16 protein-coding genes are annotated in these 15,910 nt (G+C 64.5%); 15 read left to right on the forward strand and 1 reads right to left on the reverse strand.

Annotated elements, in window-relative coordinates; translation table 11 throughout:
- The first annotated feature begins 281 nt into the window (after positions 1-281).
- The 11 genes from OGV19_RS08275 (at position 282) to OGV19_RS08325 (ending at position 9,570) form a co-directional block, all read left to right on the forward strand.
- Complete coding sequence (locus OGV19_RS08275; protein WP_264312937.1) at positions 282-1,331, forward strand: phosphotransferase family protein; 1,050 nt, start codon at positions 282-284, stop codon at positions 1,329-1,331.
- Positions 1,328-1,690 (forward strand): DUF6285 domain-containing protein, encoded by a 363-nt coding sequence (locus tag OGV19_RS08280; RefSeq protein WP_264312938.1) that lies wholly within the window; start codon positions 1,328-1,330, stop codon positions 1,688-1,690. The genes OGV19_RS08275 and OGV19_RS08280 overlap by 4 nt, the downstream gene beginning before the upstream one ends.
- A 17-nt stretch (positions 1,691-1,707) precedes the next feature.
- Positions 1,708-1,845, forward strand: coding sequence for a hypothetical protein (locus OGV19_RS08285; protein ID WP_264312939.1), 138 nt, complete (start codon positions 1,708-1,710; stop codon positions 1,843-1,845).
- Between the two features lie 22 nt (positions 1,846-1,867).
- Positions 1,868-3,058, forward strand: coding sequence for an acyl-CoA dehydrogenase family protein (locus OGV19_RS08290; RefSeq protein ID WP_264312940.1), 1,191 nt, complete (start codon positions 1,868-1,870; stop codon positions 3,056-3,058).
- A 138-nt stretch (positions 3,059-3,196) separates the two neighbouring features.
- A complete protein-coding gene (locus OGV19_RS08295; protein WP_264312941.1) occupies positions 3,197-4,177 on the forward strand; it encodes a quinone oxidoreductase family protein in 981 nt (326 codons plus the stop codon).
- 13 nt (positions 4,178-4,190) lie between these two features.
- Positions 4,191-5,039, forward strand: coding sequence for a TauD/TfdA dioxygenase family protein (locus OGV19_RS08300; protein WP_264312942.1), 849 nt, complete (start codon positions 4,191-4,193; stop codon positions 5,037-5,039).
- A gap of 29 nt (positions 5,040-5,068) precedes the next feature.
- Positions 5,069-6,121 (forward strand): beta-keto acid cleavage family enzyme, encoded by a 1,053-nt coding sequence (locus tag OGV19_RS08305; protein WP_264312943.1) that lies wholly within the window; start codon positions 5,069-5,071, stop codon positions 6,119-6,121.
- Between the two features lie 125 nt (positions 6,122-6,246).
- Positions 6,247-7,581, forward strand: coding sequence for an MFS transporter (locus OGV19_RS08310; RefSeq protein WP_264312944.1), 1,335 nt, complete (start codon positions 6,247-6,249; stop codon positions 7,579-7,581).
- Positions 7,578-8,240: a DsbA family oxidoreductase gene (locus OGV19_RS08315; protein ID WP_264312945.1), complete on the forward strand. Its 663-nt coding sequence runs from the start codon at positions 7,578-7,580 to the stop codon at positions 8,238-8,240. The genes OGV19_RS08310 and OGV19_RS08315 overlap by 4 nt, the downstream gene beginning before the upstream one ends.
- Positions 8,237-8,563 (forward strand): Rieske (2Fe-2S) protein, encoded by a 327-nt coding sequence (locus tag OGV19_RS08320; protein WP_264312946.1) that lies wholly within the window; start codon positions 8,237-8,239, stop codon positions 8,561-8,563. The genes OGV19_RS08315 and OGV19_RS08320 overlap by 4 nt, the downstream gene beginning before the upstream one ends.
- Positions 8,560-9,570, forward strand: a complete 1,011-nt coding sequence (locus OGV19_RS08325) for a YeiH family protein (protein ID WP_264312947.1) — start codon at positions 8,560-8,562, stop codon at positions 9,568-9,570. The genes OGV19_RS08320 and OGV19_RS08325 overlap by 4 nt, the downstream gene beginning before the upstream one ends.
- A gap of 10 nt (positions 9,571-9,580) precedes the next feature.
- Here OGV19_RS08325 and OGV19_RS08330 read toward each other — a convergent pair whose 3' ends face one another.
- A complete protein-coding gene (locus tag OGV19_RS08330) occupies positions 9,581-10,636 on the reverse strand; it encodes an AraC family transcriptional regulator (protein ID WP_264312948.1) in 1,056 nt (351 codons plus the stop codon).
- A 258-nt stretch (positions 10,637-10,894) separates the two neighbouring features.
- On the opposite strand from OGV19_RS08330, the gene OGV19_RS08335 reads away from it, so the two are divergent.
- The 4 genes from OGV19_RS08335 (at position 10,895) to OGV19_RS08350 (ending at position 15,894) form a co-directional block, all read left to right on the forward strand.
- On the forward strand, positions 10,895-11,461 hold the full coding sequence (locus tag OGV19_RS08335; protein WP_264312949.1) for an RBBP9/YdeN family alpha/beta hydrolase: 567 nt from the start codon (positions 10,895-10,897) through the stop codon (positions 11,459-11,461).
- 31 nt (positions 11,462-11,492) lie between these two features.
- Positions 11,493-13,358, forward strand: a complete 1,866-nt coding sequence (locus tag OGV19_RS08340) for a DUF1302 domain-containing protein (RefSeq protein WP_264312950.1) — start codon at positions 11,493-11,495, stop codon at positions 13,356-13,358.
- A gap of 32 nt (positions 13,359-13,390) precedes the next feature.
- Positions 13,391-14,749 (forward strand): DUF1329 domain-containing protein, encoded by a 1,359-nt coding sequence (locus OGV19_RS08345; protein ID WP_264312951.1) that lies wholly within the window; start codon positions 13,391-13,393, stop codon positions 14,747-14,749.
- A 65-nt stretch (positions 14,750-14,814) separates the two neighbouring features.
- On the forward strand, positions 14,815-15,894 hold the full coding sequence (locus OGV19_RS08350) for a WD40/YVTN/BNR-like repeat-containing protein (protein WP_264312952.1): 1,080 nt from the start codon (positions 14,815-14,817) through the stop codon (positions 15,892-15,894).
- Positions 15,895-15,910: the final 16 nt, after the last annotated feature.

The raw sequence follows: 15,910 nt of genomic DNA on the forward strand, positions 1-15,910 counted from the left end.
GTCAGCCAGGTATCGTAGGGGCTGGTAGGGGTTTGTCACAACATTTTCGGCGCTCGATCTCCCAGGCGCTGCAAACGTCGTGGCGAACACAACCACGCATGCCGCTGTCATCCCTGCACAACCCTTTCAAAATTGAAACGCCACCGTTCAAATTTGCCATGAAATCAATTCCAAAATTCGCAATAACTAGTTGATTAATAACAATTAATAAGAACCTTAAAAAACCTGGCAATCATCTTGCAATTGGCTAGCCCACGTACGACCAGTCAATTGGACCCACCATGCCAACCACCCATCACGCGCTCCCTCCCAGCGCTCGCATCGACATCCCAGACGCCCATTCACGTCTTTCTACCTACCTACAAAAACAGCTAGACGCCCATCCCGTGACCATCACCCGCAGCGAGCGATTATCAGGCGGCGCCATCCAGGAAAACTGGCTGCTCGAAGCCCAGGTCGCAGGCCAGCCGCAGCGTTGGGTACTGCGCACCGACGCCGCCTCCGCAGTGGCCGTCAGCATGACCCGCGAGCAGGAGTTCGCGGTGCTCGACGTGGCCCACCAGGCCGGCGTCAACGTACCCACGCCCCTCTGGCTGTGCCAGGACCCGCAGGTAATCGGCCGCGACTTCTTCATCATGCAGGCGTTGGCAGGCACCGCCAGCGGCCACCAGCTGACCACCGCACAAGGCGCGCCCCAGGGCAACGCGGCACTGTGCAGGCAGTTGGGCGCCAACCTTGCGCGGCTGCATCAGGTACACCCGCCGCAGCAGGCGCTGGCGTTTCTGCCCGCCGCGCAGCCAGACACGGTGCACGCCAGTGTCGCGCAGTACCGGCGCTTTCTCGATGCCTTGCCAGGCAGCCACCCGGTGCTGGAGTGGGGCTTGCGCTGGTGTGAGCTGAACAAACCTGCCGCCCTGCCGGCGTGCTTGATCCACCGCGACTACCGCACCGGCAACTACATGGTCGACGCCGGCGCGCTGACCGGCGTGCTGGATTGGGAGTTCGCTGGCTGGGGCGACCCGCGTGAAGACCTGGGCTGGTTCACCGCACGTTGCTGGCGGTTTGGCCGGCCGGACCTGGTGGCTGGCGGCATCGGCCACCTGGATGACTTGCTCGCCGGGTACCGCAGCGTGTCGGCGCTGGCACTGGACACCCAGGCGCTGCGCTTCTGGCAGGTCATGGCCCACCTGCGCTGGGCGGTAATTGCCCTGCAGCAGGCTGAACGCCATGTGTCGGGCCAGCAACGCTCGTTGGAGCTGGCGCTGACCGGGCGGATGGTCAGCGAACTTGAACAGGAAATCCTCTTGCTAACCCGTGGAGGCCACGCATGAACCAGCCCGATGCCCGCGACCTGCTTGTGACGGCCCGCGAAGCCTTGCTCACGCACTTGCTGCCGGCGTTGCCAAAAGGGTTGCAGTACGAAGGGCGGATGGTCGCCAGCGCCATGCTGATCGCCAGCCGCGAACTGCAACAGGCAGCGGGCTGTGCCGAGGCCGAACGCCAAGCCCTGGGCGCCTTGCTGGCGCAGCACGGCCAGGCAGCGACCGGGCTTGAACAGGCCCGCCTTTGGCTAGCGCAGCACATTCGCCAAGGGGCCTACGATCAGGACGCTACGCACTTGCTGGAGGCACTGCGGGCAATCAATCGGGCGCAGGTGAGCATCAGCAACCCTAAGGTGCTGCCTGCCTGAACATCGTCGATATCAACATGGCTGGCACGCAGGTACGGCACGCGTGCCTTCGCACCCTCAACTACACCCCCTACGACCCCGGCAAGGCCGCGATCGACAAAACCGTCATGGAGCATCTGCATGCCGCCATCGACCCGCGTCGCCTGCACGCCTGAGCCTCTACAAGGAACCCCCACCATGCATTTTGCCCTTTCAGCCGAACTGCTCGCCCTGCAAGCAAAGGTCCGGCATTTCATCACCGAATCAGTACTGCCGATGGAGCATGACCCCCGCCAGACCGCCCATGGCCCATCGCCTGAACTGCGCCAGGCGCTGCTCGACAGGGCCCGTGAACATGGGTTGCTGACCCCGCATGCCTCGCGTGAAATGGGTGGCCTGGGTTTGAGCCATATCGAGAAGGCGGTCATTTTCGAAGAAGCGGGCTATTCACCGCTTGGCCCCGTTGCCCTGAACATCCACGCACCGGACGAAGGCAATATCCACCTGCTGGAGCAAGTGGCCACGCCTGCGCAGAAGGACCGCTGGCTGCGGCCACTGGTACAGGGCCATATCCGCTCATGCTTCGCCATGACCGAGCCGAGCCCGGGCGCCGGCTCCGATCCCTCGATGCTGACCACCCAGGCGGTGCGTGACGGTGACGACTACATCATCAATGGCCAGAAATGGTTCATCACCGGGGCCGAAGGCGCGCAGCTGGCGATCATCATGGCGCGCATGGAAGATGGCAGCGCCACGATGTTCCTCACCGACACCGACCGCCCTGGCTTCATCCTGGAGCGCATGATGGGCTCGCTGGACAGTTGCTTTGCCGGCGGCCATGCGGTGTTGCGTTTCGATAACCTGCGGGTGCCGGCTCGCGATGTGCTCGGCGAGGTGGGCAAAGGCTTGCGTTACGCCCAGGTGCGCCTGGCGCCGGCCCGCCTCACCCACTGCATGCGCTGGCTGGGCCAGGCCCGCCGCGCCCATGACGAGGCCTGCGCCTATGCCAACCGCCGGGTTTCGTTCGGCAAGCCGCTGGGCGAGCACCAGGGGGTGGGCTTCATGCTCGCCGACAACGAAATGGACCTGCATGCCACACGCCTGGCGATCTGGCATTGCGCCTGGGTGCTGGACCAAGGCGAGCGCGGCAATTTCGAGTCGAGCATGGCCAAGGTGCTCAGCTCCGAGGCCATCTGGCGGGTGATCGACCGCTGCGTGCAGGTGCTGGGCGGGCAGGGTGTTACGGGCGAGTCGATCGTCGAGCGGATCTTCCGCGATGCCCGTAGTTTCCGCATCTATGACGGCCCTAACGAAGTGCACCGGATGAGCCTGGCGAAGAAGATCCTCGCCCGCAGCGCCACCGTCGAGGGTGGCCTTTCGGCGTTCTGAGCCCCTGTGCCGTGCGCGCTGTCATCAACTGAAAAACCGTTGTCGTCCGATGATAAGCGCCGCTTGGCGCAACGGCCTAAATTGCCCTTCAAGACGCGGTTTATCTGTTCAACAAGAACTACAAGAAGGGAGATTGGCATGGCCAAAGCGGTACGTTTCTACGAAACCGGGGGGCCTGAGGTCCTGCGCTACGAAGACGTCGAAGTCGGCGAACCGGGCCCGGGGCAGGTACGCCTGCGCCACGTGGCGGTAGGCCTGAACTACGCCGACACTTATTTTCGCAACGGCACCTACCCGATACCGCTGGCCAATGGCATGGGCGTGGAAGCGTCGGGCGTGGTCCAGTCGGTGGGCGAGGGCGTCAGCCACGTGGCCGTCGGCGACCGGGTGACCTACACCGGTTTTCTCAACACCCTGGGCGCTTATAGCACCGAGCGCCTGATCCCCGCCTCAGCGCTGATCAAGCTGCCGGAAACCATCGCCTTCGAGACTGCAGCGGCCATGACCATGCGCGGCCTGACCGCGTCATACCTGATGCGCCGCCTGTACGACTTCAAACCGGGTGACAGCATTTTGCTGCACGCGGCGGCGGGGGGCGTGGGCCTGATCGTTTCGCAGTGGGCCAAGCTGCTTGGCCTGACCGTGATCGGCACGGTGTCTACCGACGCCAAGGCCGCAGTGGCGCGCGCCCATGGCTGCGACCACACCATCAACTACAGCCATGAAGATGTCGCCAAGCGTGTGCGTGAGCTGACCGACGGCGTGGGCGTCAACGTGGTCTTCGACAGCGTTGGCCGCACGACCTTCATGGGTTCGCTGGACTCGCTCAAACGCCGTGGCCTGATGGTGTGCGTGGGCACTGCGTCCGGCAAGATCGAGCCATTCGACCCGCAAATTCTGGCGATCAAGGGGTCGCTGTTCATGACCCGGCCGGCGCTGGCCGATTACATCGCTGAACCCGCGGAGAAGGCCCGCCTGGCCAGTGAGCTGTTCGACCATGTCAGCAGCGGCCGCATCCGCATCGAGATCAACCAGCACTACGCCTTGCAGGATGCGGTGCAGGCCCACCGTGACCTGGAGTCGCGCAAGACCACCGGCTCGTCGATCTTCGTCATCTGAGGAGGGCACTGCCATGCAAGTCGAACAACTGACCTGCGCCATTGGTGCCGAACTGGTCGGCGTCAAGCTGGCCGATGCCATTCATGATGACGGCTTGTTCGCCGAGATCCGCGCCCAACTGCTCAAGCACCGGGTGCTGTTCTTGCGTGACCAGGCCATCAGCCGCGCCGAGCACGTGGCGTTTGCCCGTCGCTTCGGTGAGCTGGAGGATCACCCCGTCGCTGGCAGCGACCCGGAACACCCGGGGCTGGTGCAAATCTACAAACGCCCCGACCAGCCGGCCGACCGCTATGAAAACGCCTGGCACACCGACGCCACCTGGCGCGAAGCCCCACCGATGGGGTGCGTGCTGCGTTGCGTGGAATGCCCGCCGGTGGGCGGCGACACCATGTGGGCGAACATGATACTGGCCTACGACAACCTGCCGGCCGAGATCAAGGCCCGCATCGAGGGCTTGCGCGCCCGCCACAGCATCGAGGCCAGCTTCGGCGCCGCCATGGCGACCGACAAGCGCCTGGCGCTCAAGGCCCGCTACCCCGATGCCGAGCACCCGGTGGTGCGCACCCACCCGGAAACCGGCGAGAAGGTGCTGTTCGTCAATGCCTTCGCCACCCACTTCACCAACTACCACACCCCCGAGCGCGTGCGTTTCGGCCAAGACGCCAACCCCGGCGCCGCCGACCTGCTGCGCTACCTGGTGAGCCAGGTGTACATCCCCGAGTACCAGGTGCGCTGGCGCTGGACACCCAACAGCATCGCCATCTGGGACAACCGCAGCACCCAGCACTACGCCGTCATGGATTACCCGGCCTGCCATCGCAAGATGGAGCGAGCCGGGATCATGGGCGACAGCACTTTCTGAACAGACAAGAACAAGACTGAGGATCAGGCATGCAATTCTTCGACGACTCGCTGCACCCGGAAAACATGGAAAAGGTGGTCATCACCGTGGCGCCCTATGGCCCCGAGTGGATGCCCGACGATTTCCCCGAGGACATTCCGGTGACCATGGACGAGCAGGTGCAAAAGGCAGTCGATTGCTACGAAGCCGGCGCCACCGTCCTCCACCTGCACGTGCGCGAACTCGACGGCACCGGCTCCAAGCGCCTGTCCAAGTTCAACGAGTTGATCGCCGGGGTGCGTGAAGCGGTACCGGACATGATCATCCAGGTCGGCGGCTCTATTTCGTTCGCGCCGGAAGGCGAGGGTGAAGCGGCCAAGTGGCTGAGCGACGACACTCGGCACATGCTGGCCGAGCTGACCCCAAAGCCGGACCAGGTGACGGTGGCGATCAACACCACCCAGATGAACATCATGGAGCTGCTGTACCCGGAGTACCTGGAAGGCACTTCGCTGGCCAGCCCGGGCATTCAGGCCGCCTACAGTGAAATGACCGTGCCCGCGGGGCCAGCCTGGGTCGAGGAGCACCTGCGCCGGCTGCAGGCCAGCAATATCCAGCCGCACTTCCAGTTGACCGGCATGCATGCCCTGGAAACCCTCGAGCGCCTGGTGCGCAAGGGCGTTTACAAAGGCCCGCTGAACCTGACCTGGATCGGCATTGGTGGCGGCTTCGATGGCCCGAACCCGTTCAACTTCTTCAACTTTGTGCACCGTGCGCCGGATGGCTGCACCCTGACCGCGGAGTCGCTGCTCAAGAACGTGCTGCCGTTCAACACCATGGCCCTGGCCATGGGCCTGCACCCGCGCTGCGGCATCGAAGACACCATCATCGACCAGCACGGCAAGCCGTTCACCTCGGTGCAGCAGATCCAGCAGACCGTGCGCGTGGCGCACGAACTGGGGCGTGAAGTGGCCACTGGCAAGGAAGCCCGAGCGATCTACCGGATCGGTGAGCAGTACGCCTCTGTCGAAGAAACCCTGCTGGCCAACGGCATGGCGCCGAACCGTCGGCCGGGGCAAAAGGGCGTGCCGCAGCGCGCGTGATCTACTGTGGGAGCGGCCTTGTGTCGCGCAAGGGCCGCTCCCACATCAGGCGTGTGATCAGCGCCACGATTGGCTGTTACTCATAACAACAAAAAGAACCCAAGCCAGATACCCAAGGAGGCAACATGGCCACCTACCACACCGGTGCGTCAGACCCCGGCACGGATACATCACTGGGCATCCCCCGGCGCTATGCCTGGATCGTCTTTGCCCTGACCTTCGGCCTGTTGATCTCTGACTACATGTCACGGCAGGTACTCAATGCCGTGTTCCCACTGTTGAAGCAGGAATGGCAGCTCAGCGACAGCCAGCTCGGCCTGCTCAGTGGCATCGTCGCCTTGATGGTCGGCCTGCTGACCTTTCCGCTGTCATTGCTCGCCGACCGCTTCGGCCGGGTCAAGAGCCTGACCTTCATGGCAGTGATGTGGAGCCTGGCCACGCTGGGCTGCGCCGTCGCCGAAAACTACCAGCAGATGTTCATTGCGCGCTTTCTGGTCGGGGTTGGCGAGGCCGCCTACGGCAGCGTCGGCATCGCCGTGGTGGTGGCGGTGTTCCCGCGGGAGATGCGCGCCACCCTGGCCGGCTCGTTCATGGCCGGCGGCATGTTCGGCTCGGTGCTGGGCATGGCGTTGGGCGGCGTGATGGCCCAGCACCTGGGCTGGCGCTGGGCGTTCGCTGGCATGGCGTTCTTTGGCCTGGCCCTGGCGGTGCTCTACCCCTTGATCGTGCGCGAGGCACGCATTGCCCCGAAAGGCCTGGCCGACGCCACCGACAAGGCTGCGCTGAAGGCCCTGCGCCCGTTGCGCACGCTGTATTCCAGCCGCTCGGTGATCAGTGCCTACATCGGCAGCGGCTTGCAACTGTTCGTCGGGGGCACGGTGATCGTGTGGATCCCCAGTTACCTGAACCGCTACTACGCCATGGGCACTGACCAGGCGGGCGCCGTGGCGGCAATCATCGTGCTGTGCAGCGGTGTAGGCATCGTGCTGTGCGGCATGCTCTGCGACCGCATGGGGCGTAATCGCCCCGATCGCAAGATCAGCCTGGCCATCGCCTATTGCCTGGGCAGTTGCGTGCTGCTGTCGGTGGCATTCGCCATGCCGGCGGGCATGCCGCAGCTGGTGCTGATCTGCCTGGGCATGATGATCGCCGCCGGCACCAATGGCCCGTCCAGCGCCATGGTCGCCAACCTGACCCACTACACGGTGCATGGCACCGCCTTCGCCACACTGACCTTGAGCAACAACTTGCTCGGCCTGGCCACGGGGCCGTTGATCACCGGCAAGGTGTCCGACCTTATCGGCTTGCAGGCCGCTTTTGAACTGGTGCCGTTGATCAGCATCGCTGCTGCTGCGGTGTTCTTCTACGCCAAGCGCCACTACCACCATGACATGGCGCGCCTGATGCACGGCAATAGCGCGCAAGCGCCTGTCGAGCCTGTACTGGAGCCCCGAACGTGAACCCTTCGTTGTCGATTGATGTGTACTTCGATTTCATCTGCCCGTGGTGCCTGATCGGCAAGCGGCAATTGCAGCGGGCGTTGGCGCAATTGCGCGAGGCGCGGCCTGGGGTGGTGATCAACCTGGCCTGGCAGGGCGTGCAGCTGTTACCTGACATGCCGGTGGCCGGCCAGCCTTTCGCCGCGTTCTACCGGCGTCGCCTGGGCAGCGAGGAGGCTGTGCAACAACGCCAGGGGCAGGTGCGTGAAGCCGCCAGTGCGGTAGGTGAGCACCTCGATTTCAGCCGGATCGCGCGCATGCCCAACACCGCAGACGCCCATCGCCTGCTGCTGCATGCCGTGGAGCTGGGCAGCGAACAACAGGTCGAAGCGTTGCTGGAGCGGCTGTTTGCGGCGTACTTCCATCAGGGCGAAGACCTGGGCGATCGCGACACCCTGTTGCGCATCGCCGAACAGTGCGGCTTTGCGCCTGCCGCGCTGGCCGGGAGCCTGAGCGGTGATGGCCGGCCGTTCATCAGTGCCAATAGGGACATCGCCAGCCGCGGCGTGCCGTGTTTCATCTTCGACGACCACGTGCGCGTGTTCGGTGCCCAGCCGGCAGAGCAACTGTTCGAGGCCATGCAACGGGCGCTGTCGGCAGCGGCGGGGGCCGGCTCATGAGCCGGCGTATTGAAGTGCCGGCCCCGCGCGTGCCTGGCGTCGGTGAACGCGCGCTGTTCGAACATGAGGGCAAAAGCCTGGCGTTGTTCAATATCGACGGGCGTTTGCTGGCCATCGACGATAGCTGCCCGCACCAGGGGTCGTCGTTGTGCGCCGGGCAACTGGACGGTGGCGTGATCCAGTGCCGCGCCCATGGCCTGCGCTTTGATCTTGCCAGCGGCTACCTGCTCAATTCCAAGGCACTCAAGGTGGCCAGCTACCCCGTAGAGGTGGAGGGCGAACGGGTATTTATCGTCATCGCCAGCCAGGAGGTCGTGTCATGAGCACCCTTGCGCTGGCCCAGGTCAACCACCGTGCGCGCGAGTTAGCGCCAGGGCTCATCGTCAGCCTGATTGCCGCAGGTGCAGCGAGTTTTCTGGCCGAACACTATGGCGCGCCGGTCATGCTGTTTGCCCTGCTGCTGGGCCTGGCGCTGAATTTTCTGGCCAGCGACGGCAAGTGCAAAGCCGGCATCGAGTTTACCGCGCGCACGGTACTGCGCCTGGGCGTGGCACTGCTGGGCATGCGCATCACCCTGGAGCAGATGGCGGGCCTGGGCTGGAAGGCGGTCGCGCTGGTGGTGATCCTGGTGGTGGTCACCATCGGGGTGTCGATGGTGGCGGCCAAGGCCCTTGGCTTCCAGCGCCTGTTCGGCATGCTCACCGGTGGCGCCACGGCGATCTGCGGCGCCTCGGCGGCGCTGGCGCTGGCCGCTGCGCTGCCCAGCCATCCGCAGAAAGAGCGGGCGACGCTGTTTACCGTGATCGGTGTGTCGGCATTGTCGACCTTGGCGATGATCCTCTACCCGATGATTGCCAACGCACTCGGCCTGTCGCCGCAAGCCGCCGGGGTTTTTCTGGGTGCGACGATCCACGATGTCGCCCAGGTGGTGGGGGCGGGCTACAGCATGTCGCCCGAAACCGGCGATACCGCTACGGTGGTCAAGTTGATGCGCGTCGCCATGCTGGTGCCGGTGATCGTCGTCGCGGCCATGATCGCGCGCCGCCAGGGCACCGACACCGCGGGTAAGCGCCCGCCATTGCTGCCTTGGTTTGCGGTGGGTTTCCTGGCGCTGGCCTGCATCAACAGCACCGGCTGGGTGCCACTGGCCGTGCAAGGTGGGGTCAACGAGCTGTCGCGCGGGTGCCTGGTGGTGTCGATCAGTGCCCTGGGCATGAAGACCCAGCTCAAGGAACTGGCCGCCGTGGGCATCAAGCCGATCTTGCTGATGGTTGGCGAGACGGTATTCCTGGTGGCGCTGGTGTTGGTGCTGTTGCGCGTAGGGTTGTAACACCGCGCGCTCAGCGCGTGGTGACTGGCCCCTGGGCTGCGCTACGGGCCCGTTTGAGCGGCGTGGGCAGGTCGTGCTGCGCACGCCAGGTGGCCGGTGGCTGGCCGAACTGGCTGATGAACCAGCGGGTGAACGAACTGTGCATGGAATAGCCGAGCATGTCGGCGATACGCCCCAGCGAATAACCGGGGCTTTCCAGGTAGCGCAGCACCAGGTCGCGGCGCACGCCGTTGACCAGCTCGCTGAAGGTGGCGCCTTCTTCTTCCAGGCGGCGCTGCAAAGTGCGCACGTTCATGCCCTGGGTCTGGGCGATGTGTTCGATGGTGGCACGGCCCATGGGCATGAGCAGAAAGATCGACTTGCGCACCTCGTGCACCAGCGAAGGGGCGCCATCATCCTGCAGGGCACACACGTAACGCTGGGCGAGCCGCGCCATGGCTTCGTTGGCCTGCGGGTTGGCTGTGTCCAGGTCGGCCGCCGAACAGACGATGCCGTTGAAGTCGCTGTTGAACTCCAGCTTGCAGCCGAAGATGCGCCGGTGGATGGCCAGGTCGGTGGGGGCAGCGTGGGTGAAATTGGCGCTGATCGGGTGCCAATGCGCGCCCAGCAGCGCCGAACAGAAGCGGTGCATCACACCGATGGCCAGCTCGATGGCCTGGCGGCTGTGCATGGGCTGCTCGGTGATGACCTCCTGGCGGATGATCACCGTCTTGCCGGTTTCTTCGATGTGAATCGCCAGGGCGTTGTTCAGTACATGGCGATACTGCACGATCACCTGCAGCGCATCGCGCAGCGAATGCTGGTGGCTGATCAGCAGGCTGACCTCACCAAAATCCGACAACTGGCGCAGTTCGGCCATGCGCAGGCCAAAGGCTTCGCAGCCGCTCAGGCGTGCCGATTCTTCGAGCACGTTGATGGCGGCAGCCACCGGAATGCGCTGATCGGGCGCTTCGAGCAAGGACGCACTGAGGCCCGCCTGGGCCAGCAGGCCATGGCCGTTCAGGCCCAGATGACGCGAGACTTCAAGATAATTGGTAAGCGAGGCTGCACGGGCGAGCACGGTCATATTGTTGTTTTCCACGTGTTCTTGATGGGCGTCCCGCTGCGCTGGCGGGTAGTCACTTATAGCGCCTGTGTCATCAGATGAAAAGCCATTTTCCTGCCGTTGGTCGCCCCTGAACAGGGGCCTGCTGGCCGCCGCGTCAGCCATGTCATCAACTGAAAAATCTATGACGCGCAATGTAAAGCGTGTACCGGACCGACTCTTTACTCTGGCCCTCAAGCAGTCGGCAATCGACCGAGTGAACAGAGCAAGGGCCCTGACATGGAAAAACTGCAAACCGCCGCCACCGTGCTGATTGTTCCGGGTCTGCGCGACCATGTACCTGAGCATTGGCAGACCCTGTTGCAGGCGCGCCTGGCCAAGGTGCGTGCGGTGCCGCCACTGACAACCGACACGCTCAGTTGCACGGCGCGGGTCGAGGCGATCGAGCGTGAGCTGGCGCAGATCGAGGGCGCGGTGATCCTGGTCGCGCACAGCGCCGGGGTGCTGATGGTGGCGCACTGGGCTGCGCGCTATCAGCGGCCGATCAAAGGCGCCGTGCTGGCCGCCCCCCCAGACCTGCAAAGCGAGTGGCCGCAAGGCTACCCCACTGCGGACACGCTGCGCGCCAACGGCTGGGCGCCGCTGCCGGGCGGCCCGCTGCCATTCCCCAGCCTGGTGGCGGCCAGCAGCAACGATCACCTGGCCAGCCTGAGCGCGGTAGCCGGCCTGGCCGCGCAGTGGGGCAGCGAGCTGGTCGAGCTCGGCGCCGTCGGCCACCTCAACCCTGCCTCGGGCTACGGCCCATGGCCCCACGCCGAGGCCCTGATACAGCAACTCGATCGCTGAGCCGCGCTTATCACCCAAGCAGAGACATCGCATGAACAACAATAAAAACGTTCTCTTCTGCCTTCCCCGCCGTAACCTGCTGGCAACGCTGTTGCTGGTCGCCGGTGCGCCGGCTGCCCAGGCATTCCAGCTGGACCTCGCCGACCCCGACTGGAACGTGCGCTTCGACAACACCGCCAAGCTGAGCTACGGCCAGCGGGTCGAAGGCGAAAACGCCAAGATCGCCCGCACCTCCAACCTCAACGACGGCGACAAGAACTTCAGCGTCGGCAGCGCGGTCACGCAGCGTCTGGACCTGCTCACCGAACTGGATATCGTCTACCAGGGCAGCATGGGCATGCGGGTCAGCGCCGCCAGCTGGTACGACCATGCCTATGACGACGTGGGGTCGAATGCCAACCCGTTTCCCGGCCAGCAGGGCAATGCCGGCAACCTGGTGCTGGCGCGCCCGGCCGGTGGCTTGCCCGCAGGTACCGTGCTGGCCGGTGGCCCGGCCCACCACCATGGCCTGAGCCGTTACAGCGACCGTTACTACAATGGGCCGTCTGGCGAGTTTCTCGACGCCTTCGTGTTCTACAACACCGAGATCGGCGACGAGTCGATGCTGAGCGGCAAGCTTGGCTGGCACTCGGTGTACTGGGGCGAGACCCTGTTCAACGCCGCCAACGGCATCAACTATGGCCAGTCGGCACTGGACCTGGCCAAGCTGTACAACGTGCCGGGAACCGAAACCAAGGAGCTGTTCCTGCCGCGCAAGCAGTTGTCGCTGAGTTACACGGTCAACCCTGAACTGACCCTGGCCGCGCAATACTTCCTCGAATTCGACAACTCGCGCCTGCCCGAAGGCGGTACCTACATGGGCGCCTATGACATGCTGGGCGACGGCGGCGATATCTTCTGGCTGCCGGTGCCCAATGCCGTCGGCGGCGCCGGCGCTTTCTACGGCGCACCCCGTGGGCATGACATCCGGCCACGCAACTCGGGTGACTTCGGCCTGATGGCCAAGTGGAGCCCGGAATGGCTCGACGGCACCCTGGGCTTCTACTACCGCAACACGTCCGACCCAACCCCGGCAGTGCTGATCAACGCGCCCAACCTGCACAACGGCAGCCTGGCCGGTACCAGCTACATGGCCGCCTACGCCGACGACATCGATATTTACGGCATCAGCCTGGCGAAGAGCGTCGGGCCGGTGAGCGTCGGGCTGGACGTCAACTACCGCGAGAACATGCCGCTGATCAGCAACTTCACCACCATCAACGGGCCGCTGTACCAGGCCCTGGCGGGCACGGCGGGCGGCACCAACCTGATCGGCGAGGTGCCGGGCAACGGTGAAACCGGCCTGGCCCGGGGCAAGACCTTGCATGTGGTGCTCAACGGCCTGGTCACCTTCGGTGCGACGCCGCTGTGGAATGCCTCGTCGCTGGCCGTGGAAGGCGCCATGACCCACCTGGTCAGTGTCGACAAGGGTGAGCAGACCTTCAAGGGCGATGCCAGCTACCAGGGTGTCGACAAGGTCACGACCAATGCCTACACCCTGGCGGTCAACTTCACGCCCACCTGGTTCCAGGCGCTGCCGGGGGTCGATATCTCCATGCCGCTGTCCTACAACGTCGGCCTGAAGGGTAACTCTGCGGTGCAGCTCGGCGGCAACGAGGATTCGGGCAGCTATTCGGTGGGCATCGCCGCCGATGTCTACCAGAAGTACAAGTTCGACCTGAAGTATGTCGACTCCTTCGGCAAGTTTGACACCTGCGAAACCGGCACCGACAACAACACCCCCGGTACCAACGGGCGCTACCAGTGCATCCCTGGCCAGATCACCTCGCAGGCCGGCCTGGCGCCGTTGTTGAAGGACCGCGGCATGGTCACCGCATCGTTCAAGACCACCTTCTGAAACGCCACTACAACAACAAGCGGAGAAACGCGATGAAGCATCTCAACAGCCTGCTGTGCGCCTCGCTGGCGGTCGTCTTCGCCGGGCATGCCCATGCAGGGGCGCCGGCCCAGGACGTCGCCCGGCTGGGCAAGGACCTGACCCTGGTGGGCGCCGACAAGGCGGCCAACGCCGACGGCTCCATCCCGGCCTACGAAGGCGGCCTTAACACCCCGCCTGCCGGTTTCAAACAAGGCGATACCCTGCGGCCTGACCCCTACACGGCAGAAAAGCCACTGCTGGTGATCGATGGCAAGAACGTCGAGCAGTACAAGGGCGCGCTGACCGCCACCACGGTAGAGCTGGCCAAGCGCTTCCCTACGTTTCGCATTGAGGTTTACCCGAGCCACCGGACTGCGGCATTGCCCAAGGCGCTGCTGGACAACACCCTGAAGAACGCCGCCAACGCCAAGTCCCTGGAGGATGGCCTGGCCATCGAGAATGTGTTGCCCGGGGTGCCGTTCCCTATCCCGCAATCGGGTGCCGAGGCCATGTGGAACCACTTGCTGCGCTACCAGGGCGTGGCGCAGAAGGCCAAGTACGATTCGTGGAACGTCGACGCGGCGGGCGTGGCAGCCCTGGCCACCACGGGCCTGGCCTATAACGCTTACCCGATCTACGAGGACCTGAACAAGGTCATCGAAGCCAAGGACATCTATTTCCAGACCAAGCTGTACTTCGAAGGCCCGGCGCGCAGGGCTGGCGAGTCGATGATGCTCAAGGATGCCGCCAACCCGTTGGTGCAGGAGCGTCGCGCCTGGCAGTACCTGCCGGGGCAGCGCCGGGTGAAGCTGGCGCCGAACCTGGCGTACGACACGCCAAACCCGGGTACGGCCGGCTCTGGCACCTTTGATGATGTCTATGTGTTCAACGGTGCGCTGGACCGCTATGACTGGCACCTGGTGGGCAAGCGCGAAATGTACGTCCCGTACAACACCTACCGGTTGACCTACATTCACGACCCTAAAAGCCTGACCACGCCCAATCACCTGGCACCGGACCAGGTGCGCTGGGAGAAACACCGCGTGTGGGTGGTCGAGGGCACCCTCAAGGGCAATGCTCGGCACATCTACGCCAAACGCCGCTTCTACCTGGACGAGGATAGCTGGTTCGCCCTCGCATCCGACCAGTACGACGCTCGCGGCCAACTGTATCGCGGCTCCTACAGCTTCTTCACGCAGAGCTACGACGTGCAGATCCCCAACAACAACCCGCATGTGGTCTACGACCTGGTCGGTGGCAGCTACAACATCAACGGCCTGATCGGCCCGCACGGTGGTATCGAGTACATCACCCCTCTGTCCAAGGCGCAGTGGTCGCCCGAAGCCCTGGCGGGTGCCGGTATTCGCTGACCCCGACGATCAACCTGCCGGCTGCGCCAGACGGGGCAGCCGGTGGAGTCTGCAGAGGATGTGGCATGGCTCTTTCAAGAAAATCGGCGCCGTGGGCGCTGGCATTGGCCCTGGTCGTGGCCGGTGTTCAAGGCCCGGCATGGGCAGCTACGTATGTCGATGTGCTGGACTTGCCGGCCAGGCCGAGCGCGCTGGCGGTGCACAGCCCGTTGCGCGATGTGACGCAGGCAGGGGATCGGCTGGTGGCGGTTGGGCCGCGCGGGCACATCGTGTATTCCGACAACCAGGGCCAGGACTGGCGCCAAGCCAGTGTACCGGTCAGTGCCGACCTCAATGCGCTGGTCTTCCCGAACGCACTCGAAGGCTGGGCGGTGGGCAACGATGGCGTGGTCCTGCACAGCCGCGACGGTGGTACGAGCTGGGCCAGGCAGCTTGATGGCCGGCAGATCGGCGCGCTGGTAGAAACCCATTACCAGGCCTTGGCCAAGGCTCACCCGGATGAGGCGCAGTGGCAGGCGTTTGCCGACGAAGGCCGGCGGCTGGTGCAGGAGGGCGCCGACAAACCGTTGCTTGGCGTGTGGTTCAGCGACGCAAAACGCGGGTACGCAGTCGGCGTGTTCAATTTGATCCTGCGCACCGACGACGGCGGCAACAGCTGGGTACCGATGCAGGACCGCACCGACAATCCACAAGGCTTGCACCTCAATGCCATCCGCGCGATCGGCGATGAGCTGTACGTGGCCGGTGAGCAGGGCTTGCTGCTCAAGTGGCATACCGGGCAACAACGTTTTGTCAGCCTGCCCAGCCCCTACCAGGGCACCTGGTTCGGGGTGCTCGGCAAACCCGGCGAAGTGCTTGCGTATGGCCTGCGTGGCCATGTGGCGCGCAGCAGTGACGGCGGGCAGAGCTGGACCCGGGTGAGCACGGGTGTGACGCAAAGCATCACGGCTGCCAGCCTCGACAGCAATGGGGACTACTGGTTGTTCAGCCAGGCGGGCCAGGTGCTGCACAGCCGCGATGGCGGCCTGAGTTTCGCCTTGCAGCCGCATGTGCCGCCTGCGCCGGTGACCGCCGCGCTGCAGACCCGAAGCAACGGCACCGTACTGGTGGGTGATCGCGGTCTACGCGTGCTGCCGGCTCGATAACAACCCCAAGCATCCA

The organism is Pseudomonas putida, from assembly GCF_025905425.1.
In the GTDB taxonomy this organism is placed as follows: Bacteria; Pseudomonadota; Gammaproteobacteria; order Pseudomonadales; family Pseudomonadaceae; genus Aquipseudomonas; species Aquipseudomonas putida_AF.

Coding starts and splice junctions, on each gene's coding strand:
- OGV19_RS08275 (WP_264312937.1), top strand. CDS start 282: ATGCCAACCACCCATCACGCGCTCCCTCCCAGCGCTCGCATCGACATC.
- OGV19_RS08280 (WP_264312938.1), top strand. CDS start 1,328: ATGAACCAGCCCGATGCCCGCGACCTGCTTGTGACGGCCCGCGAAGCC.
- OGV19_RS08285 (WP_264312939.1), top strand. CDS start 1,708: ATGGCTGGCACGCAGGTACGGCACGCGTGCCTTCGCACCCTCAACTAC.
- OGV19_RS08290 (WP_264312940.1), top strand. CDS start 1,868: ATGCATTTTGCCCTTTCAGCCGAACTGCTCGCCCTGCAAGCAAAGGTC.
- OGV19_RS08295 (WP_264312941.1), top strand. CDS start 3,197: ATGGCCAAAGCGGTACGTTTCTACGAAACCGGGGGGCCTGAGGTCCTG.
- OGV19_RS08300 (WP_264312942.1), top strand. CDS start 4,191: ATGCAAGTCGAACAACTGACCTGCGCCATTGGTGCCGAACTGGTCGGC.
- OGV19_RS08305 (WP_264312943.1), top strand. CDS start 5,069: ATGCAATTCTTCGACGACTCGCTGCACCCGGAAAACATGGAAAAGGTG.
- OGV19_RS08310 (WP_264312944.1), top strand. CDS start 6,247: ATGGCCACCTACCACACCGGTGCGTCAGACCCCGGCACGGATACATCA.
- OGV19_RS08320 (WP_264312946.1), top strand. CDS start 8,237: ATGAGCCGGCGTATTGAAGTGCCGGCCCCGCGCGTGCCTGGCGTCGGT.
- OGV19_RS08325 (WP_264312947.1), top strand. CDS start 8,560: ATGAGCACCCTTGCGCTGGCCCAGGTCAACCACCGTGCGCGCGAGTTA.
- OGV19_RS08330 (WP_264312948.1), bottom strand. CDS start 10,636: ATGACCGTGCTCGCCCGTGCAGCCTCGCTTACCAATTATCTTGAAGTC.
- OGV19_RS08335 (WP_264312949.1), top strand. CDS start 10,895: ATGGAAAAACTGCAAACCGCCGCCACCGTGCTGATTGTTCCGGGTCTG.
- OGV19_RS08340 (WP_264312950.1), top strand. CDS start 11,493: ATGAACAACAATAAAAACGTTCTCTTCTGCCTTCCCCGCCGTAACCTG.
- OGV19_RS08345 (WP_264312951.1), top strand. CDS start 13,391: ATGAAGCATCTCAACAGCCTGCTGTGCGCCTCGCTGGCGGTCGTCTTC.
- OGV19_RS08350 (WP_264312952.1), top strand. CDS start 14,815: ATGGCTCTTTCAAGAAAATCGGCGCCGTGGGCGCTGGCATTGGCCCTG.